The sequence below is a fragment of the Pseudomonas sp. R3-52-08 genome (assembly GCF_003851745.1).
GTDB lineage: Bacteria > Pseudomonadota > Gammaproteobacteria > Pseudomonadales > Pseudomonadaceae > Aquipseudomonas.
Map to the genome: position 1 here is coordinate 2,109,187 of NZ_CP027730.1, position 25,760 is coordinate 2,134,946.

Consider the following 25,760-nt stretch of genomic DNA (forward strand, 5'->3'; position numbering starts at 1 on the left):
GCGAGCGTGCTCGTCACAGATGCATTTGCTAAGTTTGCACCGATTCAGCCCAGCGCTGGCAGAAATCATGCTGCTCTTGTATATCATTGGTGAGATCGTTTTCTTCATAAGAAAATATATGCACAAGTTCCCCTCCTGGCTGCCCCATAGTCATTTCGTAGGCAACAAGACCGTTTGACATATGTGAAGACATACCTGACGTGTGGACGTTGATTTTGGCGCCTTTGCAAAGAAACAATGTGTCTTTCATATCAGCTCTTAATAAACCGAAGCAATCGTATAAGTCCATTGCTGTATAGGTTTTTTGGATTCCGTTGCTTAGCAATAGATAAAGGGTAGGTTTGCCGCCTTCATATTCAATCACGGCACTGTCACGTATCCCGTCTTTGATAATGGTGATTTCACGTGATTTCATGGGTATTTCCTATGTGGGTTCAAAAATGTATATCCCTTAAAGGTTCCGTCTTCATTAACGGGCGATGCACCTAAAATATCCTTGGTGTCTATTCGTTCGGGAATTGCGATTTCTAATTCGTTTTTATGTTTTGAGAGCCTTCCGAGCTCTTTGTTCACGTCTCTTCCAGGGATTTTTCTCAGTGTGTAAAGGAAACCCTCTTCGAGTCCAAAGTTTGAAGCAAATACCAACGCTTGTTTCCTTGAGGTTGAAGTGGGGACGAATTTGCTAGGAGGGCTGGCATTATTCAAGGCGTGCAGGAAAAGGTCTGTGCTGTCTCCTCGACTTTCAAATCCATTATTAAAGATTTCGTCTGGTCCTCTTAAGTCACCGCGATATAGATATTCTCGTTTTTTTTCTGAGCTGGGTAGCGGGGGAGTCCCCTCATCCACCTTTCCCTGCCCGTGAGATTTTTCCGTATTAAGCTGTGGTTTACATCCCCCCGCGCCTGGACATGTACTTAAACCTAGCGGATCCACCCATCCAGTAGGATTGGGCACGTACCGGTACGCATTGATCCCACCCGCCAGTTTCACCGGATCAGGCGTCAGGTAACGACCAATATCCGGATTGTAGTAGCGATGGCGGTTGTAGTGGAGGCCGCTTTCCTGATCGAAGTATTGGCCTTGAAAGCGCAGCGGGTTGTCGATTTTGCCTACGTCGAGGCGGCTGATTTCGCCGTAGGCGCGGTAGTGGGCGGACCAGACGATTTCGCCTTCAGGCGTGGTGAGTTCTTGCGGCGTGCCGAGGTGGTCGAGTTGGTAGTGGTAGGGCTTGGTTTCTTGTGGGCCGAAGCCTTCCAGCAACACCAATGGGCGGAAGCTGTCGGGTTCGTAGAGGTAGCTGCGATGACGTTCCGCATGATGTTCGGCAATCAGCTTGTCGCCTTGCCAGAAGAACTCGGTGGTTTTCCCATCCACGGTTTTGCTGATACGCCGCCCAAACGGGTCATAGCGATAACTGGCCGTTTTCCCGTTGGGCTTGGTGATGCCGATTAGCCGGTGCTGGCAGTCGTAGCGGTATTCGGTGACGAGCTGATGGCTTTTGCCGCGCCGTTCGCGGGTCAGGTTGCCGAAGGCGTCGTAGTCGTAATGGTGATCGCCTTGGATCACCAAGCGGTTGCCCGCGACGATGTCCGGGCCAGGCCTGTCTTGCATCAGCAGGTTGCCGGCAGGGTTGTGGCCGAAGCGTTCCTGGACGTCTTGCGAGTGATCGGCGCGGGTCAGGCGGTGGAGTGGGTCGTAGCGGTAAAGGTGTTCGCCTTTGCGGGTGTCGTGCAGGCGGGTGAGGTTGCCGGTTTTGTCGTAGTCGTAGTGGCGTTGGTAGAGGTGGTTTTGTTGCTGGGTGACGGCGTGGGTATGTAGCCGGTTTTGCTCGTCGTAGTGGTAATGGCTGAGCAGTTGGCCTTGTTGGCGTTGGTGTTCGCGACCGGCTTTGAACAGGTGGGAAGTCAGCAATGCACCGTTCAGCTCGACGGTGGCGAGGTGGCCGCCTTTGTCGTGGTTGAAGGTGAGGCGGTTGTTGTCCGGTAGGCGTAAATGCTGAAGTTGGCCGCAGGCGTCGTAGCCATAGCGCAACGTGCCCCAGCCTTGGTGTTCGGCAGTGAGGCGGTTTTGGCGGTCGTATTCGTAGGCCAGGAACCAGTGGCCGTCGTCGACGCTGAGGAGGTTGCCTTGGCGGTCGTAGGCATAGTCGACAGCGCTGCCGTCGGGCAGGGTTTTTCTTACGAGGCGGCCGGCGTGGTCGCGCTGGTATTGAGTGACGAGCTGACTGCCGTCGTCGCCGTGTTCGGTCTTTTCCAGCAGGTTGCCGTTGAGGTCGTAGGCGTAGGCGGTGCGTTGGCCGTCAAAACCGGTTTCCTGTTGGATCAGGCCGTTGGGGTGGTAGTCGAGTTGGTAGGTTTCGCCGACTTCGTTTTCGATGGCGGTCAGCAGCAAGCGGGCGTTGTCGTAGCGGTACTTGAGCTGGGTGCCGTCGGCATTGATGCGGCGGCTGATCAGGTGCAGGCCGTCGGCGTATTCGTAGCGGGTGACGTGGCCCAATTCATCGCGCTCGGCGATGATTTTTCCGTAGGGGTTGTAGCTGAATTCCCGGTAAGTACCGTCGGATTGGGTCAGTTTCAGCAGGCGGCCTACGGCGTCCCACTGATACTGGGTCAGCGCGCCCTGTTCATCCTCACGCGCAATCTGCCGGCCCAGCTCGTCATAGCGGTAGCGCTTGATCCCGCCATTCGGTAATTGCTCTTCAACGAGCTGCCCACGCTCGTTCCACACCAACCGATGACAACTGTGATCCGGATACCAGACCCCGGTCAGTTGCCCCTGTTTGTCGTAGCTGTAGTCGGTCGCGTTGCCATCCGGATTGATCTGGCGAATGACATCGCCTTGTTCATTGCGCTCGTATTTCCAGACCGCCTCACCGCGCCTTACAACCCGTACGAAACCGTTGTCATGCTCGTAGGACGTCGGCTCATCATCCCCCGGAAACAGCGCGACCAAGCGTCCGGCGTCGTCGTATTGATAGGCCGTCACCGCGCCCATCGGGTCCTGCTCGACCGTCAGGCGACCCTTGTCATCGTAGGATTTGAAGTGCTGGGCGCCGTCGGGGTCGATGCGCTGTACCAGCCGCGCCCGCTGGTCATGTACGTAAACTTCCTGGCTGCCGTCGGCGTTGTGCACGGTGACGCGACCGTCATCGCCCCAGGCATACCGCGTGTCCATCTGCGAGAAACTGGCCCAATGCCGGACACAGCGCGCCGCCTTGCCGGAACGTTCCCACTCCCAAAAGAAACTCGCCCCACCGGCCAGTTGCCGTTCAAGAATGACGTGCTGCTCGTCGTACCGATAACGCTCACATTCACCTACGGCATTGGTTGCTGAAACCAGTCGTCCACTGTCGTCATAGGCGTAGGAAACGACGTTCTGCTCGGTCACCCAGACGAAGGGTTCATGCCCCGTGGCGCGATGAACCTGGTAGTCCACCGCCACGATGCGGTCGAACTCATAACGCAACAAAAGCGAACGGCCCACGCCGTTATCCAACCGCTCAATGCGGCCCAATCGATCCCGGACAACCGACAACCGGTTGTCATACGCATCGCTGATCGCCGTCAGCACACCGTCGCGAAAGTGATAAAACCGGGATGACCGGGCCAGCACCAATTCACCAGGCAACGACCCCAGATAAATCGCCGCTTCCGCCAGGCTGTTGGTAATCGCCGGCCGAGCCACCGTCGGCAAGGGCAGGGTGGTCGCGCGATTCTCATGGTCCGTCCACACCACCGAATCGCCCGACACCACCAGCCGCTGGGCCAGCGCATGACTCCAGCCAAACCCCAACCCACAATCCACTTCCACCGCACTGCTGCGATACAAGCGCGTCCACTCGAATGGCAAGACCCCATCCAGCGCGCCATCGGTAAGTGTCAGCAGTTCCTCGCCAGTGACCATCGACACCGGGCAACCGTTCGTAACGGTTTTATCCGCAGAGGCCGCCGCATCGCCCTTCGGATTCGAAGCCACGGCAGGCACATCATCCACCGCCTCCTGCCGCACCAACGCCGTACGCTGGGTCTTGCTGCGCACCGCCGGCACCGGATTCGAAACCAGCGTGTCGCCAGCCTTCAAAGGCGCCACCGGCACCGCCTTGATCGGTATTGGGGCACTGCCCAGCAGCACCGGCTTAAGCGCTTCGGTGTGCCCCTCCAAGCGAGCTGTGCCGAACTGCGCGGCTATCTGCTCCAGCCACCTGCGCACCCGGCGTGACTTGATGCCGGCCAGCACTTTGGTGCTGATGCGCACCACAACCCCCATGCAGGCCGTTGCCATTCCCAATAGCAGGGTGATGACGACCTCGGCGCCAATCGCCCCGAGCATTTCGTTCATATACGGCGGTGGCAGCATGCGCATCCAGCTGACCAGGGCCGCCAGGTGAACGAACAGCAAAGGCTCATCGCTGAGCACCAGCAAACCCTTGGCGAGGGTCTCGGCACTTAACGCGAGTAACTTTTCAAGCTCATCCTGGGAAAGGTAATGCAGCAGCTTTTCAGCGTTGGCCAGCGGGTCGGACAACCACTGGAGTAACTGCGTGATGTTGTCCCAAACCGAGTAAAGAACTTCGCCAAAGCCTTGGGCATAAGCGCGGTGCAGCGAGAGGTAACGCTGGAGAAAATTCGCTTCGCAATAGTTCTTCCATAGCGGTTCAAAGGTGGTGTCCCATTCACTGCGCAGCCAGCCTTCCAGTGGCGTGATGACCGACTGATAAGAGGCATACAGCGCCTTGAAATGCGCCGAGGAAACGTCGGGGTAGAAACTCACCCGGTACCGCTGGTTGCGGTCACACTCGGTCACTTCGAGGATGCCGCTTGGGCCGATGGTTTTATGGATCGGCTCGCCCAGCGGGCCACCGTCTGGATCGATGCGCTGCAACATCACCGGCGTGTTGCCGATCGGCACGAAGCGCGAGCTCTGGAACATATGCACCAGTGTCAATGTGCCGTTGGCCTGGCATGTAGCGACGGTGCTGCTGGGGAAGATCGAACGGTTGATCGGGGCGACCAGCGCCACCTCGTTCCCGACCTTGAACACCTGCTCCACATCCAGTGCCGAAGAGCTGAAGAAGTGCTGCGCCCAGCTGTCGTAGTGGTTGAGGCAACCGCGGAAATCGCTGAGCACGGATTCGACGTCCCGCGTCTTAGAATCCATCGCGGCCAGCACCAGAAAGCCGATGGCTCGGCCGGTTGCTTCGATCATGGGCGAGCCCCATCGATCAGGGCTCTCACTGGAAAAACCATCTGCACTCCCTCGCACTGTTTGATCAGGCGAGGGACTTTGCAGAGGTTTTCAGGGCAGGGGAGTAGAGCTTATCTGGCGTTAACGTGGGAATTTTCAACCAGCGCCGCACCACGTTCGGCATAGCAGCGAACCCCGGTTAGACTTGCCTGTCGATATCCCCATTGCCCGGCCCGCCGTTCACCAAGGAAGCCTCATGTCTTCAAGCCGCCTGATCCTCTGCCTCGCCACCTTGCTGCTGCTGGCCGGTTGCGCCACCTCGCGAGGGCCGCAACAACCCGAGCGCAGCGAGGCCGAGGTGAAGGCGCAGATCGTGCGCCTGCTCCCCGCCAAGGTCGAGGACCGCGACGGTTGGGCCCAGGACATCTACACCGCGTTCGACGCCCAGAAGATCTACCCCAGCACCGAAAATATCTGCGCCGTGCTGGCGGTGACCGAGCAGGAGTCCACCTTTCAGGTCGACCCACCGGTGCCAGGCATGGGCAAGATCGCCCAGGATGAAATCCTGCGGCGTGCCGGGAAAGTTCATGTACCGGCGTTTGTCGTACGCAGCGCCTTGCAAGTGCGCTCGCCCACCGGCAAAACCTATGCCGAGCGTTTGAATGCCGCACGCACGGAGAAGGATCTGAGCGCGATCTTCGACGACTTCATCAGCGTGGTGCCCTTGGGCAACACACTGTTTGGCGGCTTCAACCCGGTGCACACCGCCGGTCCGATGCAGGTCAGCATCGACTTCGCGCAAAAACAGGCACGGGGTTATCCCTACACGGTGGACGGCACGATTCGCCGCGAAGTATTCACTCGCCGTGGCGGCATGTACTTCGGCATCGCTCATTTACTCGGCTATCCGGTGAGCTATGACCAGCCGCTGTACCGCTTCGCCGATTTCAACGCGGGTTGGTACGCCAGCCGCAATGCCGCGTTCCAGGCCGCAGTCAGCCGTGTCTCAGGCACTGAGTTGACCCTGGATGGGGATTTGATTCGCTATGGTTCGCTGCTGCCCGGTACCACCGAACTGGCGGTGCGTTCACTGGGAGCGAAATTGGATATGCGCAATCCCAGCATCCGCAGCCAACTGGAGCAGGGCGATCAGTTGGATTTTGAGGACACCACGCTCTACAAGCGCGTATTCGCCCTGGGCGACAAAGCCGCCGGCAAGCCGCTGCCGCGAGCCATCCTGCCGGGCATCGTGCTCAAAAGCCCGAAGATCACCCGCAACTTGACCACGGCCTGGTTCGCCAAACGCGTGGATGAGCGGTATCAGCGCTGTATGAAACGTTGATCAGGTGCGGCGCGTCGGACTGAAGCGTTGCCATCGCCGGCAAGCCAGCGCCTACATGTTGATCGAGTTCTTCCAGGGGATCGATAAAGAAAAGGCCCGGCTTTTCGTGGAGCCAGGCCCTTTCCGTGTTGCTCGTTGAATCAGTTGCGTTCGAGGGCCAGCGCCACGCCCTGGCCGCCGCCGATGCACAGTGTCGCCAAGCCTTTCTTGGCGTCGCGCTTGATCATTTCATGCAGCAGCGTCACCAGAACGCGGCAGCCTGAAGCTCCAATAGGGTGGCCGATGGCGATGGCGCCGCCGTTGACATTGACCTTGTCAGCGTCCCATTCCAGCTCTTTGCCCACCGCCAGGGATTGCGCGGCGAAGGCTTCGTTGGCTTCGATCAGATCCAAGTCGCTCAATTGCCAACCGGCCTTGTCCAGGCAGCGGCGGGTGGCCGAAACCGGGCCGATGCCCATGATTGCCGGGTCGACCCCGGCGTTGGCATAGCTGGCGATACGCGCCAGCACCGGCAGGCCAAGGGCCTTGGCTTTGGCGGCGCTCATCAGCAGCACCGCAGCGGCACCGTCATTAAGGCTGGAGGCGTTGCCGGCGGTGACGCTGCCGTCTTTTTTGAAGGCGGGCTTGAGCTTGGCCAGGGACTCGGCGGTGGTACCCGCGCGCGGTTGTTCGTCCACCGCAAAGGCCAGCGGGTCGCCTTTACGCTGGGGAATCAGGATCGGCGTGATTTCATCGGCAAACCGTCCGGCTTCGATAGCGGCGATAGCTTTTTGCTGGGAGGCGGCGGCAAAGGCGTCCTGCGCCTCGCGGCTGATGCCGTACTTGTCCACCAGGTTTTCGGCGGTGATGCCCATGTGGTAGTCGTTGAACGCATCCCACAGGCCGTCGGTGATCATGCTGTCGATCATCTTGGCGTGGCCCATGCGCAAACCGGTGCGCGCCGCGGGCAGCACGTACGGCGCAAGGCTCATGTTTTCCATGCCGCCGGCGATGATGACGTCGGCGTCGCCGCAACGGATCGCCTGTGCGCCCAGGTGCAGGGCCTTGAGGCCCGAGCCACAGACCTTGTTCAACGTCAGGGCGGGAACGGCATGGGGCAGGCCGGCGAGAATCGAGGCTTGGCGCGCCGGGTTCTGGCCGCTGCCGGCGGTGAGTACCTGGCCGAGGATCACTTCATCCACTTGCGCCGGGTCGAGGCCGGTCTGCTCCAGCAGGCGACGGATTACCGCAGCGCCCAGTTCAGGGGCCGGGATACTGGCCAGCGAACCTTGAAAGCTGCCCACGGCGGTGCGGGTGGCAGCAACAATCACGACGTCTTGCATGGAATCTGTCCTCACTGGAAATGCATTTCTGGAACATGGTCCGGGACGATCAGTTTACCGGCGGTCTTGCTCACAATCTCTTCAACGCTGACGCCAGGTGCGCGTTCCTTGAGGACAAAAGCGCCATTTTCGATTTCCAGGTAGGCCAGGTCCGTGAGCACGCGCTTGATGCAGTTGGCGCCGGTCAGCGGCAGGCTGCACTGGCTGAGCAATTTCGACTCACCGTCCTTGGACGCATGGGTCATGATCACGATGATATTTTCCGCACCGGCCACCAGGTCCATCGCGCCGCCCATGCCCTTGACCAGCTTGCCGGGGATCATCCACGAGGCGATGTTGCCCTGTACGTCCACTTCGAACGCGCCGAGTACGGTGAGGTCCACGTGGCCGCCGCGAATCATCGCGAAGGACTCGGCGGAGGAGAAAATCGAGGCGCCGATGCGTGCGGTGACGGTTTGTTTGCCGGCGTTGATCATGTCGGCATCGATGGTTTCTTCGGTCGGGAACGGGCCCATGCCGAGCAGGCCATTTTCCGACTGCAGCATCACTTCCATGCCTTCGGGAATGTAGTTGGCCACCAGGGTCGGAATGCCGATGCCGAGGTTGACGTAGAATCCGTCCTGCATTTCGCGGGCGACGCGTTGAGCCATTTGTTCGCGGGTAAGAGCCATGTCATGAGTCCTTATTGTTCGGGCCGGGGCGGATTACTTGCGCACGGTGCGCTGTTCGATGCGCTTCTCGAAGGTGCCGCAGATGATCCGGTCGACGTAGATGCCAGGGGTGTGGATCTGCGCGGGGTCCAGCTCGCCCGGTTCGACGATTTCCTCGACTTCGACCACGGTGATCTTGCCGGCGGTGGCGGCCAGTGGGTTGAAGTTCTGGGCGGTGTGCCGATAGATGACATTGCCGAAGTGGTCGGCTTTCCAGCCTTTGACGATGGCGAAGTCGCCGGTGATGGACTCTTCCATCAGATAGGGACGGCCCTTGAATTCGCGGGTTTCCTTGCCTTCGGCAACCGGGGTGCCGACGCCGGTGGCGGTGAAGAAGGCCGGGATGCCAGCACCGCCTGCACGCATTTTTTCCGCCAGGGTGCCTTGGGGGGTCAGCACCACCTCTATTTCGCCGCTGAGCAGTTGCTTCTCGAACAGGGCGTTTTCACCGACGTAGGAGGCGATCACTTTGCTGATCTGCTTTTCTTCCAGCAGGATGCCCAGGCCGAAACCGTCGACGCCGCAGTTGTTGGAAACCACGGTCAGGTCACGGGTGCCTTTGCGCTTGATCTCGGCGATGAGGTTTTCCGGAATGCCACACAGGCCAAAACCGCCGGAGAGGACGGTCATGCCATCTTCCAGGCCTGCCAGCGCCTCTTCATAGGACGCCACGCGCTTATCGAAACCTGCCATATGCACCTCGTTATTATTAGTGGGCCAGCCAATGGACCGAGTGTTGCGCTGACTGATTGATTTGTTAAGTTGTTTTTTTAGGTTGATTGGTTTGAAAAACAGCATAATCAGCTCCAAGCGGCAAGCTACAAGTATTGCCAGTGGCCGCTTTCACTTGCAGCTTTCAACTTGCAGCTCGGAGCTAACCTATGACCGTTAAACAGATGCGTGCCTTCCTGGCCGTGGCCCAGAGTCTGAGTTTTGCCGCTGCCTGTGAGCGCCTGCACCTGTCCCAGTCGGCGCTGAGTTTGACTATCAAAGGCCTCGAGGAAGGGCTGGGTGGACGCCTGTTCAGTCGCAATACGCGCAATGTAGCGCTCACGCCTGAGGGCGAATCGCTGCTCCCGCTGGCTCGCCGTTTGATTGCTGACTGGGACAACGCGGAGGACGAACTGCGTCAACGCTTCACCTTGCAACGTGGGCGCGTGACGGTGGCGGCAATGCCGTCATTTGCCGGTAACCTGCTGCCGCCGATCCTGAAGATATTCCGCGCCCGTTACCCGCAGGTGAACGTGACGGTGCATGATCTGATCAACGAGCAGGTGCTGGAGATGGTGCGCGACCGCCAGGTGGAATTGGGCGTAGCGTTCGAACCGTCCGACGGTTCGTCATTGGCATTCACCCCGCTGTACCTGGACCGATTCATTGCTGTGGTACCGGGAGATTCGCCGTTGGCGCAATTGAACGAGATCGACTGGAAAAGCCTGTTGGAACACCCCTTCATTACCCTTCAGCGCCCATCGACCGTACGGGTAATGCTCGAAGAGCACCTGGGTGCCTTGCAGATGAAACTGCCGGTTGCGCTGGAAAGTCATCAACTGGCCACAGTGGGCAAGATGGTTGCCAGCGGCTTGGGCGTCAGCGCTGTGCCCGCATTGTGCGCGCGGCAGATGGAGGAGGCGGGCGCCCATTGCATCACCTTGACCGGCCCGGTGATCGAGCGGCCCATTGGGGTACTGACCAAACCAGGGCATGAACTGTCGGCGGCGGCGCAGGTGTTGTTTGATATCTTTCAGGATGAAGCGAGGAAGGGACGGTTTCCGACGTTCTGAAGTTCACACGACAAAAGTGGGAGCTGGCAAGCCAGCTCCCACAATAGATCAAGTACTACTTAGTAGTAACGGTCGATCACTTTAACTTGCGAGCTGTCTTTGAAAGAGGCCCAGGCATTGTTAAGTGTGTCGAACACCTGCTCGATAAAGTTGCGATCGGCTGCGGCTTTCTTGCCAACATAACCTTGGCCACGACGGTACATTTTCAGGCGCGCCGCCAGTTCGCGGTGATTGCGGTCGAACTCGGCTTCTTCGGTGTGGGGCGCCAGGCAGTCAAGTTGAACTTCGCCCGATTTGCCAATCCACAGGATATGGTCGTCGAGTGTGTCTTTCTGCGCTGCGAACATCTCAGCCAATTCATCGATAGTTGGTTGGTTGTTCAGATTCATGTGTAAGCCCCTTGACCAGTTGGCGATCTATCAATTGATTCATTGAAACTTCAAGTTGTCTCCGGCTCAGAAAACCGGGCGTCAGTGACGGTCTGCCGAATACGGGCAGGGTCTTGAACCTGATGCATGTAGTCTTGCTGATGAACTGCTACGCAATGCTTTCATAACGAAGACAAGCAGCGCTTTAGCTCCTTGTACCGAGCCCCTTCGGGGCCAGTCAGCTTCATCAATCTGCCTTATGGGCAGTGCACATCCGGAAAAACAGCTCGGCGGTCAGACGAGCCTGTTCAAAAACGCGTGTTACCAACACTCCCGATCCGGGAGACGTCTCGATAATGCAAGGACAAAAAGCTTACGTCAACGATTATGTAGTGATTATTTTCAGGCACTACATAAATCGCTGTGAGGGCGGGAAGATGCGGGAAATCGTGACTTGGGCGTCATTTTTTGGGGCGGCTGGTCTCAGGAGTAACAAGTGTTGCCTGGGTGCACATTGCGACTGTAAGTTTTTCGCGAGCAAGCTCGCTCCTACAGTCGTTCGGCCAGCAAGGGCAGTAATTGCTCGCACGACGCTTCGATTTTCACCTGCAGCAGCTCATCCCCACGGGTCTTGCCCAGGTTGATCGCAATCACCGGCTTACCCTGTTCCACTGCCGCCTTGCACAGGCGAAACGCCGAGTAAGCCATCAGTGATGACCCGACTACCAGCAGCCCCTCGGCAGCGTGCACGGCAGCCATGGCCCTGGCGGCGGTAGCGGGAGCTACGTTCTCGCCAAAAAACACCACGTCCGGCTTCAGCCGTTGGCCTTCGCAATGGGGGCAGCGTGGCACCTGGAAGTGCTCCTCAAGCGTAGGGTCGAGCAAGGTGTCACCGTCAGGCGCTTGCACCGCATGGACGTGCGCGAAGTGCGGGTTGTCGATTTCCATCTGCCGCTGGACCACATCGCGCTCGCTGCGCTGCTGGCAATCCAGGCACAGCACCCGGTGCAAACTGCCATGCAACTCGATCACATCATGGCTGCCGGCCTGATCGTGCAGCGTGTCGACGTTTTGCGTGATCAGGCCGCTGATGACCTGCCGTTGCTGCAAGGTCGCCAGCGCCTGATGAGCCTTGTTCGGCCGGGCCAGGCGCACCCGTGGCCAACCCAGCATTGCCCTGGCCCAATAACGGCGCCGTGCTTGCGCGGTGGCGAGGAACTCCTGGTACATCATCGGCGCCTTGCCCCGGCGCACTCCTTCGCTGTCACGGTAGTCGGGAATGCCCGATGAGGTGCTGATCCCCGCACCGGTCAGCACCAGGAAGCGTTTTTCGGCCATCGCCCGGTGCAAGGTGTCGAGGCGGTCCTCTTGATGTTCCAGCGTGTCGAGCATGAAGTCTCCTATTCGCCGCGGATGTACTGCTCCAATTGTTTAATCAGGTCAGCCTGTTCGGCGATGGCCTCTTTGACCAGGTCACCGATGGACAAAAGCCCCAGCAATTTGCCGTCTTCCACCACGGGCAAGTGGCGCAGGTGACTGTCGGTCATGATGTTCATGCACGCTTCGACCGTTTTGTGGGGATCTACGGTGATTACCGGCGAACTCATCACTTCATGAACCCTGGTGGTCACCGACGACAGACCTTTGAGGATGAGTTTACGTGCGTAATCGCGCTCGCTGATGATCCCGACCACGGCGCCGTCCTTGACCACCGGCAAGGCCCCGACGTTTTTCTCGGACATCCGCACCAGCGCCTCGAATACGGTGTGGTCCCACTGGATAGTGTGGACGTCCTGGTTCTTCTGGTCCTTGGCTTTGAGTAATTCTGCGACGGTTTTCATGGCGGCCACTCCGGTGTTGTTGTTAGTAGTCAGCGATTGCCCCTACAGAATCCTAGACGGGCCACGTTGCAGCAAGGTCCAAAGCGGCGTTAAACCCGTCGAAAAGCGTCATTCGCCGGTTTTTTTTGCGTTTTATCCGGCTTTTACCGGCTTTTTCGCCCGTTTGGGGCTGGCCGTCGTCTTGCGTGGCGCGCTCTTGCGCTTGTTTTTCCACGGTGTGGCGCCTTTGCCTGCCGGGCTGGCGGGACCGGTGATGGTCATGCGCATGCCATGACAGCGAGCCACCTGCTTGCTCATCCACGCCGCTTGTTTGGCGACAAACTCTTCCAGGCTCATTTCGCCGCTTTGCACCATATCCAGCGCCTGCTCCCAGATGGCGGTGGTGCCGGGGTCGGCGATGGCGCGAGGCACAGCGTCAATCAGGCTGAAAGCCGCTGCGGTGGCCGACAGCGCCTTGCCGTTCTTCACCAGGTAACCTCGGTCCAGCAGGCCCTGGATGATCCCGGCGCGGGTGGCTTCGGTGCCGATGCCGGTGGTGTCCTTGAGCTTCTGCTTGAGCAGCGGATCTTCCACCAGCTTGGCGACGTTTTTCATCGCTTTGATCAGGTCGCCTTCGGTAAAGGGCTTGGGTGGTTGGGTCCACAGGTCCTTGAGATTGACCTTGGCCACAGCACAATCCTGGCCTTGCACCAGCATTGGCAAGGCTTGAGGCGCAGGCGTTTCCCTGCCTTTGGCGGGAGCAAGGGCTTCGGGCAGCGCGCGTTTCCAGCCCGGTTCGATGACGACTTTGCCCACCGCGCGCAACGCCTGGCCGGCACAATCGAAATCCGCCTGGGTACGGTCGTATTCATGGTTGGGCAGGAATTGCGCCAGGTAGCGCGCGCGAATCAGCGTGTAGACCGCACGGTGCTTCCCGGTGAGTTGCCCAACGTCCTTGCCGGCCCCTGTCGGAATAATGCCGTGGTGGGCGCTGACCTTGGCGTCGTTCCAGGCGCGTGAGCGACGATTGGGGTCCATGTAGGCCATCAGCTCGGCCACGGCCGCATCCGCGCGGCCGAGAGCGGCGAGGATCTTCGGCGCTTCGCTGTGCTGGCTCAACGGCAGGTAGCCGCAATCGCTGCGCGGGTAGGTGATGACCTTGTGGGTTTCGTAGAGGGATTGGGCGATATCCAGGGTTTCCTGGGCGCCGAGGCCGAGCTTCTTGGAGCAGATTTCCTGCAGGGTGCCGAGGTCGAAGGGCAGGGGCGCGACCTCACGCATGCGCTCGGTGCGCAGCTTAACCAATCGCGCACTGGCAGCGCGGGACATGGCGTCAGCGGCGTCCCGGGCCAGTTGCGGGTTGAGGCAACGGCCCTGGTCATCGCAGGCATCGTCGACGGCGCGCCATTGGGCAGTGAAGGTCATGCGCTCGTGGAGCAGGTCCACGTCGATGGCCCAATACGCCACGGGTACGAAATCGGCGATGCTGCGGTCACGGTCGACCACCAGGCGCAAGGTGGGGGTTTGCACCCGGCCCACCGGCAATACGCCCTGATAGCCGGATTGTCGCCCAAGCAAGGTAAACAAGCGGCTCATGTTCATGCCGATCAGCCAGTCGGCGCGGGAGCGGCCCAGGGCCGAGTGATACAGGCTGAAGGTTTGCGCACCGGGCTTGAGGGCGGCCAGGGCCTTGCGGATGGAGGCCTCGTCCAGTGCCGACAACCACAACCGCTGGATCGGCCCGCGATAACGGCAATGTTCTACCAGTTCACGGGCGATCATTTCACCCTCACGGTCGGCGTCGGTTGCGATCACCAGTTCCCGGGCTTCCCCCAGCAAGCGCTTGACCACCTTGAACTGGCTGGCGGTCTTGGGCTTGACCTGCATTTTCCACGTTTGCGGGACGATCGGCAGGTCGGCGAGCACCCAGCGTTTGTATTTAGCGTCATAGGCGTCAGGCGGGGCGGTTTCCAACAGGTGGCCGATGCACCAGGTGACTGTGACCCCGTTGCCCAGCCAGCATCCATCGCCCCGGCGGCTGGCGCCGAGCACGGCCGCGATGTCCTTGGCCTGGGAGGGTTTTTCACAGAGGTACAGCTGCATGGTCATCACATCAGATCGGGTTGATGCCTGGCAGGATGCTTAGTCAGAGAGATTTGAGCAACCATTATCTGTATGGATGTACAGCTTAAAGTTTCAAGCTACAAGCTACAAGCTACAAGCTACAAGCTACAAGCTACAAGCTACAAGCTACAAGCTACAAGAAAGAGCCGAGTGGCTTTTACTTGCCGCTTGCAGCTTGCCCCTTAAAGCTCATTCAGTTGTTATCGATATCCACATGCCGGGTTTCCTTGAGGCAGAACAAGCCGACCACCAGGCTGACCCCGGTCACCACCACCGGGTACCACAAGCCATAGAAGATATCGCCGGTGTACACCACCAAGGCAAACGATACGGTTGGCAGGAACCCGCCAAACCAGCCGTTACCGATATGGTAGGGCAGCGACATCGAGGTGTAGCGAATGCGTGTCGGGAACAGCTCCACCATCAGCGCCGCCAGGGGGCCGTAGCACATGGCGGCGATCAGGATCAGTGCCACGATCAGCACCACCACCATGACCTTGTTGACCTGGGCCATGTCCGCCGAGCTTGGGTAGCCGGCCAGGGTCACCGCGCCGCACAGTGCCGCTTCATCGAAGCCATCGATACGGACGTCACCGACGCTGACTTGCACCGGCGCGCCGGCTGGGGCGGCGACACTGCTGTACGGCAGGCCTTGCTTGACCAGGAAGGTCTTGACCTTGTCGCACGGGCTGTCAAAGCGCGCCTTGCCAACTGGGTCGAACTGGAAGGTGCAGGTGGCCGGGTCGGCCAGCACGGTAATCGGTGCCTGGTGACTGGCCTGGTCCATCGCCGGGTTGGTGTAGTGCGCCAGGCTCTTGAAGATCGGGAAATACAGCACGGTCGCCAGCAGCAGGCCGAGCATCAGCACCGGCTTGCGCCCGACCTTGTCCGACAGCCAGCCAAACAGGATGAAGAACGGCGCGCCAATCACCACACTGATGATCAGCAGCATGTTGGCCAGGGCCGGGTCCATCTTCAGGAACTGGGTGAGGAAGAACAGCACATAAAACTGCGCCGCATAGAAGGTCACCGCCTGCCCGCCGTTGATGCTGAACAGCGCGATCAATACGACCTTGAGGTTTTCCCATTTACCGAACGACTCGCGGATCGGCGCCTTGCTGGCCTTGCCTTCCTCTTTCATTTTCAGGAACGCCGGCGACTCGTGCAGGCTCATGCGAATCCAGGTGGAGATGCCCAGCAACACGATGGAAAACAGGAACGGAATACGCCAGCCCCACACCTCGAACTGGTCGCCGGTGAAATAGCGGCAGGCCAGCACCACCAGCAACGACAGCAACAGGCCGAGGGTGGCGGTGGATTGAATCCAGCTGGTGTGCAAGCCGCGTTTGCCGGGGGGCGCATGCTCGGCGACATAGGTGGCGGCGCCACCGTATTCACCGCCCAGAGCCAGGCCTTGCAGCATGCGCAGCACGATCAGAATGATCGGCGCAGCGATGCCGATGCTGGCATAGGTCGGCAGCAGCCCCACGCAAAAGGTTGCCACGCCCATCAGGATGATCGTGACGAGGAAGGTGTACTTGCGCCCGATCATGTCGCCCAGGCGGCCGAATACCAGCGCGCCGAAGGGCCGCACCACGAAGCCTGCGGCGAACGCCATCAATGCGAAGATGAACGCCGTGGTGTCGTTGACCCCGGCAAAGAACTGCTTGCTGATTACCGCCGCGAGGGCGCCGTAGAGGAAGAAGTCATACCATTCGAACACTGTCCCGAGAGACGAGGCGAAAATGACTTTCTTCGAGTCGTTGCGGGTGCTCGCATGTATCGCCGAGCCCAGGGGTTGAGCATGTTCTGACATCGGGTAGCCCTCACAGTGATTATTTATTGTTGTTCCACTGTCGGCGCCAGGTGCGGCGCCGCTATTCAGATTGCGTGAACCGTTTCTCTCTGCGGGGCGAGGCTCCTTGTGTTCGGTGAAAGGATCAGTTGCGCAGCCTTCTCGGCGATCATCAGCGTCGGTGAGCAGGTGTTGCCGGAGGTAATGCGCGGCATGATCGAGGCATCGGCGATGCGCAGGCCCGGCACGCCATGCACGCGCAACTGCGCGTCGACCACGGCGTCCTGGTCATTGCCCATGCGGCAAGTACCCACCGGATGGAAGATCGTCGTGCCGATACGCGCCGCCGCTTCGTGCAGTTGTTCTTCGGTTTGCAGGGCGTCACCGGGCAAATATTCAACCGGTTTGAACTGGCTCAGGGCCGGGGCGGCCACGATCCGCCGTGTCAGGCGAATGGCGTCGGCGGCTACGCGCAGGTCTTCGGGATGGCTGAGGTAGTTGGGCCGGATCAGCGGTGCGTCCGCCGGGTTGGCCGAGCGTATGTCGATGCGCCCGCGACTGTGCGGGCGCAGGTCGCAGACCGATGCGGTAAAGGCCGGGAACACGTGCAGCGGCTCGCCAAAACGCTCCAGGGACAGCGGCTGCACATGGTATTCAAGGTTGGCCGAGGTCTGCTCCGGCCCTGAGCGGGCAAAAGCGCCAAGCTGGCTGGGCGCCATCGACAGCGGCCCGCTGCGGTCGTACAGGTAGCGCAAGCCCATGCCCATCTTGCCCCAGAGGGTGCCGGCGATCTGGTTCAGGGTGCGGGCGTTTTCCAGCTTGTAGATCAGGCGCAGTTGCAGGTGGTCCTGCAGGTTGCCACCCACGCCCGGCAGTTCATGAACCACGTCGATGCCCAACGGCTTGAGCACATGGGCGGGGCCGATACCCGAGCGTTGCAGGATGCCCGGCGAGCCGACGGCGCCGGCGCACAGTACGATTTCCCGGCGCGCTTTCCAGCTCAGTGGTTGGCCGTGTTGGCGCCCGACGACCTGAGAAGCGCGACCGTTCTCCAGCACCACGCGATCGACCTCAACATCGGTCAACACGGTCAGGTTGGGCCGTTGGCGCACCGGTTTGAGAAACGCCTTGGCCGCATTCCAGCGCACCCCGGCCTTCTGATTGACCTGGAAATAGCCGCAGCCTTCGTTATCGCCCTGGTTGAAATCGCTGATGTTGGCGATGCCGCTTTGCTTTGCGGCCTCGCGAAACGCATCCAGGATCGGCCACGACAGACGCTGCTGCTCGACGCGCCACTCGCCGCCGTCGCTGTGGAATGGCGAGGCGCCGGCAAAATGGTTTTCGCTGTGCTTGAACAGTGGCAATACGTCGTTCCAGGCCCAACCTGGATTACCTTGCGCCGCCCAGCCGTCATAGTCCTGGGCCTGGCCGCGCATGTAGATCATGCCGTTGATGGACGAACAGCCCCCCAGCACTTTGCCGCGCGGGTAACTCAAGGCACGACCTTGCAGGCCTGCCTGGGCTTCGGTCTTGAAGCACCAGTCGGTGCGCGGGTTGCCGATGCAGAACAGGTAACCGACTGGAATATGGATCCAGGGGTAGTTGTCGCGACCACCGGCCTCCAGCAGCAGCACGCGATGGGCCGGGTTGGCGGACAGCCGATTGGCCAGCAAGCAGCCGGCGGGGCCAGCGCCGACGATCACGTAATCGTATTCAGCAGGTGCAATGGGCATTGGGGGGCTCGCTTGTTTTTCTTATTGGCTCCATCCTAGTTGTTAGTTTTCGTCTTAAAAATGTTAGTTTTTGCCCAGCTGCTGTGCGTTTTTAAACAGCGCTGCCCACGCGTGCGCAACGGAGGCGATATGTTCGACTGGAATGACCTGCGGTTTTTTCTCGAGTTGCAGCGCAGCGGCCGTTTGCTCACCGCCGCGCAACGTTTGAAAACCACGCACGCCACGGTGGCCCGGCACATCGAGGCCATTGAAAAAAGCCTCGGCACCGCGCTGTTCGTGCAGCACGCCCAGGGTTATGAGCTGACGCCGGCCGGCGAAGCTTTGCTCAAACATGCCGAAGCCATGGAAAATGTGGCCCTGCTGGCGGAAGACGAACTCACCCATTCTGCAGCGCCCCTGGGCAAGATTCGTCTCGGGGTGGCGGAGGGCCTGGGGGTGATGTTCCTCGCCAGTCGCATGGGTGGCCTGTTTGAACGGTATCCCGGCTTGGAAGTGGAATTGGTCGCGGTGCCGCGCTTTGTCAGCATCCTCAACCGCGAAGCGGAAATCAGCATTCATCTGGAACGCCCCAGCGTCGATCAGTTGGTCACCCGCAAACTCACCGATTACCGCCTGGCGCTGTATGCCAGCCGCGCTTATCTGGAGCGTCATCCGCCAATTGAAAAACGCGAAGACCTCGCGGCCCATTCATGGATCGATTATGTCGACGACCTGCTGTTCAGCCAGGAACTGAAATTTCTCAGCAGCTTCTGTCGCAACCCCAAGGTGGTCTTCCACAGCACGAGCGTGATTGCGCAACACCAGGCCGCGCGGTCGGGTTTGGGCATTGCGGTATTACCCTGTTTCATGGCGGCCGGCGATGCGGACTTGGTGCCGTTGTTGCCGGGGGAGAGCATCCAGCGCAGCTATTGGATCAGCTCGCGTCGGGAGTTGCACAAGTCGGTGCGGTTGCGGGTGTTGTGGGATTACGTGGTGGAGTTGTGCGCGCGCGAGCAGAAACTGTTGCTGGGTGAAGGCTGACTGACGAAACCGAATCAACACTGTGGGAGGGGGCTTGCTCCCGATGGCGGTGTATCAGTCAGCAAATTCGAAGCTGACCCACCGCCATCGGGAGCAAGCCCCCTCCCACATTGGATTTGGGCAGGGGCTTAACTTGGGGCGGGGCCTTTTTTTAAAGAAACCAGCGATATTCCCGCGCAGAAATCTCCTGCTGGAACGCCAGATGATCCTGGCGTTTGTTCTCGCAATACACATCGACGAATTCCGCGCCCAGCTTGTCGCGCACCACCGACTGATGTTGCATGGCGCGCACGGCGTCGAGCATGTCCACGGGGAAGTCGGTGCCACTGCTGCGGTCTTCGTTCAGCGGCGCGATGGGCTCCAGCCTGGTTTCAAGGCCATGCTCCAAACCGGCGAGGATCGCCGCCAGCACCAGGTATGGGTTGGCGTCGGCGCTGGCCAGGCGATGCTCGATTCGCAGGTTGCGTGGGTCGGACTCGGGGATGCGCACGCACGCATCACGGTCTTCGAAGCCCCAACTGGCGCGGGTGGCGGCGTTGACCGTACCGCCGAGGCGGCGGAACGCGTTGTGGTTGGGCGAGAAGATCGGCATGCAGTGGGGCAGCAACGCCAGGCAACCGGCCACGGCGTGGCGCAGCGGTTGCTGCTGGTGCGCCGCCAGCACGTTATTGCCCGCGCCGTCATACAGGCTGACATGCACATGCATGCCGCTGCCGGGAAACTGCAGGTAAGGCTTGGCCATGAAGCTGGCGCGGTAACCATGTTTGAGCGCCACGCCACGCGTGCTGCGGCAGAACAGGGCGGCCCAGTCGGCGGCGCGCAGGCCGTCATCGCAATGACCAAAATTGATTTCGAATTGGCCCGGGCCGATTTCGGCGGTGATCACCGTGATATCGATGCCCTGGGCCTTGGCGGTTTGTGCCATGTCCTCCAGCACGTCGCTGAAGCGCGACAGCCGCTCGATATGCAAGTTGGGCTGGTCATCGGCATCGTCGCTCAGCGGGTCGCGGGCGAATTGCGGTAGGCCGTCGTCGAGCTTTTTGTCGAACAGGTAGAACTCCAGTTCGAACGCCACCACCGGGTGAATGCCTTTGTGGTGCAGGCGTTCCAGCACCCTGGCCAACACTTCGCGGGGTTCGAATTCGATGGGCGCTTCGGTGCCGTCGGAAGTGATCAGCATCTGCCCCAGCGGCTGCGACTCCCAGCTCACCGGCTTCAGCGTACCCGGCACCAGGCGCCGATTGGCATCCGGGTCACCGTCGTTGAAGCAGTAGTCGCCGATCTTGAACAACCCGCCTTGTGCCCCCAGCAACACGGCGTTCTGCGGCAGCTTCAACGGGCTGCCGGCGGCGACTTTTTCAAGCATCTCCACCGGGTAGCGCTTGCCGTAGAAATGCCCCGGAATGTCCAGGGCGATCAGGTCGACGTAGCGCACCTCGGGATGGTTCTGGCGGAAGGTCCGTACTTCGGCCAGCAAGGTTGCAGATGGGCTTTTCACGGGTGCAGCTCCTAGTTGTAAACCCACAGCACGCGGGCGGGCAGGTCGGTCAGGTTGGCGTAGCGACAGTGGGCGAAACTGGCCAGATGAAAGCTGTCGCCAGGGCCGAGGGTGACCGCATCCACCTCGCCTTCAACCCACAGCGTCAACTCACCCTCCAGCACAAAACCGGCCTGTTCGGCACGGTCGCTCATGGCCTGTTCACCACTGTTGGCGCCGGGCGCCAACAGGCTGTCGAGCATCGAGAACGCACCGTTCATGCTGGGCGAGACGAGGATGTCGGTGATGCCATTGGCGTAATACAGCGTGCGCCGCTCGTTGGGCCGCGTGACCCAGTCCACCGCCTTGGGTTTGGGCAGGCTGTAGAAGTAAGTGGTAGGCACATCGAGGGCGTGGCTGATGGCGGTCAGGTCGGCCACGGTAGGGCGCGACAGGCCACGTTCCACTTGGGACAGGAAACCCACCGAACGTTGGATCTTGTGCGCCAATTGCGCCAGGGTGAGTTTCTTGTGCTTGCGCAGGTCGTGGATCAGGGCGGCGAGGGTGGCGAATTCATCTTGAGGGGTCATGAAATTTAATTCGAATAATTTCATGAAAAATTACAGGATTAATTTCATGGAGGCAATGATAGTGGCGATTCATTGTGGTGAGGAGCTAGCTCCCGCTGGGCGGCGAAGCTGCCCTAATTCGGCCACCTCATTTGTTCAGGTGTGTCTCGGCCGGCTTTTTTGGGGCTGCTGCGCAGCCCAGCGGGAGCAAGCTCCCTCGCCACGGGGAGTGGGGAAACATAATGAAATTGAGTCGTGGAGCGACCTTTCTCGGGCCTGCTAGGTTGAATGAGTCATTCAATCAAAGGGAGCGACGGATTGCTTCAAAGGCCCAACTCTCATGCGCTACGGCGCGGTCGTTATTCAGAAGCAGGTCGCGTGTACTTGGTGACGGCCGTGGTTTATCAGCGGCGTCCGGTTTTTGCTGAAATGGCTCTGGGGCGGTTATTGGTTGCAGAGCTCAAACGAGCCCACGATGCAGGTCTGCTTGCTTCGTTGGCCTGGGTCATCATGCCGGATCACCTTCACTGGATGTTTGAGCTTCGTGATGCGACGTTGCCGCAAGTGATGCAGCAAGTGAAGTCACGCAGCACGCTGACCATCAACCAAGCCAGTGGTACGAAGGGGGCTTTTTGGCAGAGCGGATACCATGATCGCGCGGCGCGAGCCGAGGAAGATCTTATAAAAATCGCGCGTTACATCATTGCCAATCCCTTGCGGGCGGGGCTGGTCGAGCATATCGGCGACTACTCGCTCTGGGATGCAATCTGGTTATGAGTTTGAGTTCCCGCGTGTGGCGAGGGAGCTTGCTCCCGCTGGGCCGCGAAGCGGCCCCAATCCATCCACCACGTTCGTTCAGGTATATCTCGGTCGGGCTGTTTGGGGCTGCTGCGCAGCCAGCGGGAGCAAGCTCCCTCGCCACAAGGGTTATTGGCGATCGGGTAGTGTTTTGACCTGAATGATTTCACGCCCCTGCGGTCGGAACCTGGGTACGCACCCAAAATTGAAGGAGCACCCATGAAGTCCAAATCCCTCGTTGCCTGTGTTCTCGTTGCTGCAAGCCTGTCTACCGCCAGTTTTGTGGTGCAGGCCGGCGATACGCCCCAGGAAACCGTGCAGCCTTCCAACATCAATACCCGTGATTTGAAGGAAGGTGACCGCGCCCCGGATATCCTCATGCGTAAGGAGTCGGCCCTCAGCGACTGGAAAAAACGTGGCCTCAAGCAGCCCGAGGAAGAGAGCCAGTGGGCGCGGGTCGGCGATAAATATGTGCTGCTCAAGACCACCAACGGCACCATCCTTGAGATCACACCGGTCAAGAAATAATCCCGCCGCACCACCTGCTCGTTTCACCTTTCTTGCGTTAAGGTAACCGACCGCAATGGTCGCGTTACCTTTAAAGAAAAGAGAGCAGGATGCTTGCCACCATCAAAAATTACCCCCGCACGGTGAATCTGTTGCTGTCCGCCACGTTGCTGCTGACGTTGGCCAAGGCGATCACCTTTCCGTACCTGGTGATCTACCTCACCCGCCACTTTGCCCTCGACATCAGCCAGGTCGGCCTGGTGATCGGCAGTTCGCTGATTGTTAGCTCGTTGCTCAGCGTCTATGGCGGGTTCCTTGTCGATCGCGTCAACAGTTACCGTTTGCTGCTCGGTTTGAGCCTGGTGTTTGTACTGGGCTTTATCGGTACGGTTGTGGCGCAGAATATCTGGGCGTTCTATAGCTGCCTGATCCTGATCAACCTGGCCTATGCGGTCATCGATATCGCGATCAAGGCCGGCTTCGCCAGCTTGCTGCCCGAGGATGGGCGCAGCGAAGTGTTCTCGATCAAATATACATTGACCAATATCGGCTACGCGGTGGGGCCGTTTTTTGGCGCGATGGTGGCGACGCTGGATATCAGCCTGCCGTTTATACTGTCGGCGCTGTTGGGCGTGGGATTTTTCCTGCTGTACTGGCGTTTGGGCGACCGCACATTGACCTCCGTCGACGCCACGCAAAAACCGGTGCCGTTCCTCGCCGTAGGCCGGGTGCTGCTCAGGGATCGCCGCTTGGTGTGCTTCACCCTCGGTGGCCTGCTCAGTGCGGTGGTATTCGGCCAATTTACGGCCTACCTATCGCAATACCTGGTGACTACCACCACTGCCGAATATACCTACACTGTAATCAGCGCCGTGCTCACCACCAACGCCGTGCTGGTGATTGCCTTGCAGTACCTGATTGGCCGGCGCATCTCGCACCGTTACCTGAGTCAATGGCTGATCGCGGGTTTAGGCATGTTCATGCTGGGGCTGATTGGCTTTGCGTTTGCCACCAGCGTGGTCTGGTGGGTGGTCGCGATGGCGGTGTTTACCGTGGGGGAAATCATCGTGTTCCCGGCCGAGTACATGTTTATCGACCGAATTGCGCCTGACGCCCTGCGCGGCATGTATTACGGCGCGCAGAACCTGTCCAATCTCGGCGCCGCCTTGGGGCCAGTGTTATGCGGGATGGTGCTGGCCAGCCTGCCGGCGCATTACATGTTTTATATGCTCGGAATGTTTATTGTCGGCGGCGGGGTGTTCTATTTCATTGGGGCGAAGATGAAGGCAAGTCATCCAGCGTGAGCTTGCCGACGTTGTTGCTTTGCAGCTCATAGCGCAATTCATCCACCATTTTCGCCACTTCCTCCGGGGTCTGCAGCCGATTGGTGCTAATCCCGGTGACCACCAGATCGACCCGTCCGGTTTCGGCGTCGAATACCTTGAGGGTCAAGGATGCATCCCGGCACAGGGTGAATTCGCAGGTCAGCGGCGACAAGCCTTCTTCGATGCAATTTCGCAGTTGAGAGAGGGTAAACATGCAGGTTCCTTCAAGGCACAGAGACGATGCCTTAAAGGTTATTGATTAGCCTGCTGCCTCATAAGGCGAATTAGCACTAGCTGCACTAGTGCATTTGCACTCTTAACGCTTGTTCTTTATCCGTACTTCACCGGCAAACAGCCCGCGTTCGCGGGCCCAGACGATAGCCGTACTGCGGCTGTGCACGCCCAGCTTGGAGTACACCGTCGCCACGTGGTTGCGCACGGTGTTGGGTGCCAGCTTCAGGCGCGAGGCGATCTCCTTGTCGGCCAGGCCCTCGCAGATCAACCCCAACACGTCGCGCTCACGGGCGGTGAGGTCGGTGAAGGAAACGTTCGGCAGGTTAGGGCTGTTGACGCTTTTGGCATTGGCGAGTTTTTCGATCAGGGTCTGGCTGAACCAGGACGCGTCCTGCATGACTTCCTCGATGGCCGCCACCAGTTCCAGCTCCGAGCGTTTACGTTCGGTGATGTTCATGAATACCAGCAGGTAGCACGGCATGTCCTGGATGATCACGGTGTCGGCAGACACCACGCAGTCGATCACTTCATCGCCTTTCTTGCGCACCTTGAGGTCATGACCTTCCAGGTTTCCGGCTTTCTCCAGGGTCGCGAACAACTGGGCGCCGGCCTGGGGGCTGTCGATGAAGTCGATGTCTTCGATGGATTTGCCGATCAGTTCTTCACTGATATAGCCGGTGATACTCATGAACGCTTCGTTGATATCCACCACCTGGCGATTGGCGGCGTTGCACACCAGGGTTGGCACGGGCGTCAGGCGGAAGGACTTGGCGAAGCGTTCTTCACTCTGGCGCAGGGCAATTTCCGCTTTGCGTCGCGGCTCCAGGTCCATGAACGAAAACAGCATGCAGTCCTCTTCGTTCATGTCCAGGGGCTGGCCGGCGACAATCACCAGCTTGCTGCCGCCTTCGGGCAGTCGCAGCTCTGCCTGCATCTGTGGAATGGTCGAGCCTTGCCCCAGCCGCTCAATGGCCAAGTCCTTGCGTTCGGCCTGTTCGAGCACGTCCAGTTCATACACGGATTTACCGATGACCTGGTCGCGGTTGTAGCCGGTCATCTCCAGGAAGCCCTGATTGACCTTGATGTAGCGCAGGTCGCTGAGGCGGCAGATCACGGCGGGCGCGGGGTTGGCGTTGAAGGTTTTCTCGAAACGCTGCTCGGCGCTCGCCCATTCGGTGGCGTCACTGAGGATCAGCACCAACAGTTCCGGCTCGCCGTGCGAGTCGGTAATCACCAGGCTGCGCAGGCGGTGAACCCAGGTCTTTTCTTCATCGGCCGTAGGAATGACCTCCACGATCACGTCGCTGAACTCATCACCCGCCGCCGCGCGGGCCAGGGGGTAGTTATCCAACTGCAACGGGTGGTAATTGCGATAACGCAAGGTGAAGCGCTCGGCGTATTCCTGCCCGTTGGCGCCCAGCCCCATGACGTCGGTGACGCCGTGCATGGTCAATGCGGCTTCGTTGGCCCAGAGAATGGTCTGGTCGACCTCGGCCAGGATCACGCCGTCGGACAACCCGGAGATGATTTGCTGCAGTTGGCGGCGGTTGGTTTCTTTGGCAAGAACATCCTGTGTCATAGGTTCTCCAAGGTGTGGACGCATGGCTTTTACGACATCCCCGGTTCAGGATAGTGCAGAGAAGTTGAC

21 protein-coding genes are annotated in these 25,760 nt (G+C 59.7%); 6 read left to right on the top strand and 15 right to left on the bottom strand.

Translation table 11 applies throughout. From position 1 onward, the window contains the following. Positions 1 to 28: 28 nt before the first annotated feature. A complete protein-coding gene (locus tag C4J91_RS09800; RefSeq protein ID WP_124362126.1) occupies positions 29 to 415 on the bottom strand; it encodes a hypothetical protein in 387 nt (128 codons plus the stop codon). Further along, complete coding sequence (locus C4J91_RS09805; RefSeq protein ID WP_124362127.1) at positions 412 to 5,205, bottom strand: RHS repeat-associated core domain-containing protein; 4,794 nt, start codon at positions 5,203 to 5,205, stop codon at positions 412 to 414. Before C4J91_RS09805 ends, C4J91_RS09800 begins: the two co-directional genes overlap by 4 nt. A gap of 235 nt (positions 5,206 to 5,440) precedes the next feature. On the opposite strand from C4J91_RS09805, the gene C4J91_RS09810 reads away from it, so the two are divergent. Beyond that, on the top strand, positions 5,441 to 6,526 hold the full coding sequence (locus C4J91_RS09810; protein WP_124362128.1) for a DUF1615 domain-containing protein: 1,086 nt from the start codon (positions 5,441 to 5,443) through the stop codon (positions 6,524 to 6,526). Between the two features lie 140 nt (positions 6,527 to 6,666). On the opposite strand, the gene C4J91_RS09815 is transcribed toward C4J91_RS09810, so the two are convergent. The 3 genes from C4J91_RS09815 to C4J91_RS09825 are packed head-to-tail and all read right to left on the bottom strand — an operon-like array spanning position 6,667 to position 9,251. Continuing rightward, positions 6,667 to 7,848 (bottom strand): acetyl-CoA C-acetyltransferase, encoded by a 1,182-nt coding sequence (locus C4J91_RS09815; RefSeq protein WP_124362129.1) that lies wholly within the window; start codon positions 7,846 to 7,848, stop codon positions 6,667 to 6,669. An 11-nt stretch (positions 7,849 to 7,859) separates the two neighbouring features. Continuing rightward, the gene (locus C4J91_RS09820) at positions 7,860 to 8,519 is read right to left on the bottom strand and encodes a CoA transferase subunit B (protein WP_003211625.1); all 660 of its coding nucleotides are present in this window, start codon (positions 8,517 to 8,519) and stop codon (positions 7,860 to 7,862) included. Positions 8,520 to 8,552: 33 nt separating this feature from the next. Then, positions 8,553 to 9,251, bottom strand: coding sequence for a CoA transferase subunit A (locus C4J91_RS09825; protein ID WP_124362130.1), 699 nt, complete (start codon positions 9,249 to 9,251; stop codon positions 8,553 to 8,555). A gap of 188 nt (positions 9,252 to 9,439) precedes the next feature. On the opposite strand from C4J91_RS09825, the gene C4J91_RS09830 reads away from it, so the two are divergent. Further along, positions 9,440 to 10,342: a LysR family transcriptional regulator gene (locus C4J91_RS09830; RefSeq protein WP_124362131.1), complete on the top strand. Its 903-nt coding sequence runs from the start codon at positions 9,440 to 9,442 to the stop codon at positions 10,340 to 10,342. A 59-nt stretch (positions 10,343 to 10,401) separates the two neighbouring features. Here the strand turns inward: C4J91_RS09830 and C4J91_RS09835 are convergent, their stop codons facing one another. From C4J91_RS09835 to C4J91_RS09860, 6 genes are all read right to left on the bottom strand, one after another. Continuing rightward, entirely contained in the window at positions 10,402 to 10,731 is a 330-nt protein-coding gene (locus C4J91_RS09835; protein WP_057725643.1) for a hypothetical protein, read from the bottom strand. 528 nt (positions 10,732 to 11,259) lie between these two features. Continuing rightward, complete coding sequence (locus C4J91_RS09840; protein WP_124362132.1) at positions 11,260 to 12,102, bottom strand: NAD-dependent protein deacetylase; 843 nt, start codon at positions 12,100 to 12,102, stop codon at positions 11,260 to 11,262. Positions 12,103 to 12,110: 8 nt separating this feature from the next. After that, positions 12,111 to 12,551 carry a CBS domain-containing protein gene (locus tag C4J91_RS09845; RefSeq protein ID WP_124362133.1) on the bottom strand — a complete coding sequence of 147 codons (441 nt, stop codon included), beginning with the start codon at positions 12,549 to 12,551 and terminating at the stop codon, positions 12,111 to 12,113. Between the two features lie 132 nt (positions 12,552 to 12,683). Further along, positions 12,684 to 14,633, bottom strand: a complete 1,950-nt coding sequence (locus tag C4J91_RS09850) for a DNA topoisomerase III (RefSeq protein ID WP_124365129.1) — start codon at positions 14,631 to 14,633, stop codon at positions 12,684 to 12,686. A gap of 214 nt (positions 14,634 to 14,847) precedes the next feature. Beyond that, a complete protein-coding gene (locus C4J91_RS09855; RefSeq protein ID WP_124362134.1) occupies positions 14,848 to 16,470 on the bottom strand; it encodes an MFS transporter in 1,623 nt (540 codons plus the stop codon). 65 nt (positions 16,471 to 16,535) lie between these two features. After that, positions 16,536 to 18,182: a GMC family oxidoreductase gene (locus C4J91_RS09860; RefSeq protein WP_124362135.1), complete on the bottom strand. Its 1,647-nt coding sequence runs from the start codon at positions 18,180 to 18,182 to the stop codon at positions 16,536 to 16,538. A gap of 129 nt (positions 18,183 to 18,311) precedes the next feature. On the opposite strand from C4J91_RS09860, the gene C4J91_RS09865 reads away from it, so the two are divergent. Then, positions 18,312 to 19,202, top strand: a complete 891-nt coding sequence (locus tag C4J91_RS09865; protein WP_124362136.1) for a LysR family transcriptional regulator — start codon at positions 18,312 to 18,314, stop codon at positions 19,200 to 19,202. Positions 19,203 to 19,353: 151 nt separating this feature from the next. Here C4J91_RS09865 and C4J91_RS09870 read toward each other — a convergent pair whose 3' ends face one another. After that, a complete protein-coding gene (locus C4J91_RS09870; RefSeq protein WP_124362137.1) occupies positions 19,354 to 20,700 on the bottom strand; it encodes a glutamine synthetase family protein in 1,347 nt (448 codons plus the stop codon). A gap of 11 nt (positions 20,701 to 20,711) precedes the next feature. Continuing rightward, a complete protein-coding gene (locus C4J91_RS09875; RefSeq protein WP_124362138.1) occupies positions 20,712 to 21,269 on the bottom strand; it encodes a helix-turn-helix domain-containing protein in 558 nt (185 codons plus the stop codon). Between the two features lie 297 nt (positions 21,270 to 21,566). Here C4J91_RS09875 and C4J91_RS09880 point away from each other — a divergent pair, with 297 nt between their 5' ends. The 3 genes from C4J91_RS09880 to C4J91_RS09890 all read left to right on the top strand — a co-directional run bounded on the left by C4J91_RS09880 (position 21,567) and on the right by C4J91_RS09890 (position 23,857). Beyond that, positions 21,567 to 22,025: a transposase gene (locus tag C4J91_RS09880; RefSeq protein ID WP_124365130.1), complete on the top strand. Its 459-nt coding sequence runs from the start codon at positions 21,567 to 21,569 to the stop codon at positions 22,023 to 22,025. Positions 22,026 to 22,265: 240 nt separating this feature from the next. Continuing rightward, a complete protein-coding gene (locus C4J91_RS09885; RefSeq protein WP_124362139.1) occupies positions 22,266 to 22,574 on the top strand; it encodes an RcnB family protein in 309 nt (102 codons plus the stop codon). Between the two features lie 89 nt (positions 22,575 to 22,663). Continuing rightward, positions 22,664 to 23,857 carry an MFS transporter gene (locus C4J91_RS09890; RefSeq protein ID WP_124362140.1) on the top strand — a complete coding sequence of 398 codons (1,194 nt, stop codon included), beginning with the start codon at positions 22,664 to 22,666 and terminating at the stop codon, positions 23,855 to 23,857. Here C4J91_RS09890 and C4J91_RS09895 read toward each other — a convergent pair. Then, a complete protein-coding gene (locus C4J91_RS09895; RefSeq protein ID WP_124362141.1) occupies positions 23,820 to 24,092 on the bottom strand; it encodes a DUF1652 domain-containing protein in 273 nt (90 codons plus the stop codon). The two genes, C4J91_RS09890 and C4J91_RS09895, sit on opposite strands and share 38 nt — an antisense overlap. A 102-nt stretch (positions 24,093 to 24,194) precedes the next feature. Continuing rightward, the gene (locus C4J91_RS09900; protein WP_124362142.1) at positions 24,195 to 25,691 is read right to left on the bottom strand and encodes a helix-turn-helix transcriptional regulator; all 1,497 of its coding nucleotides are present in this window, start codon (positions 25,689 to 25,691) and stop codon (positions 24,195 to 24,197) included. Between the last annotated feature and the right edge of the window lie 69 nt (positions 25,692 to 25,760).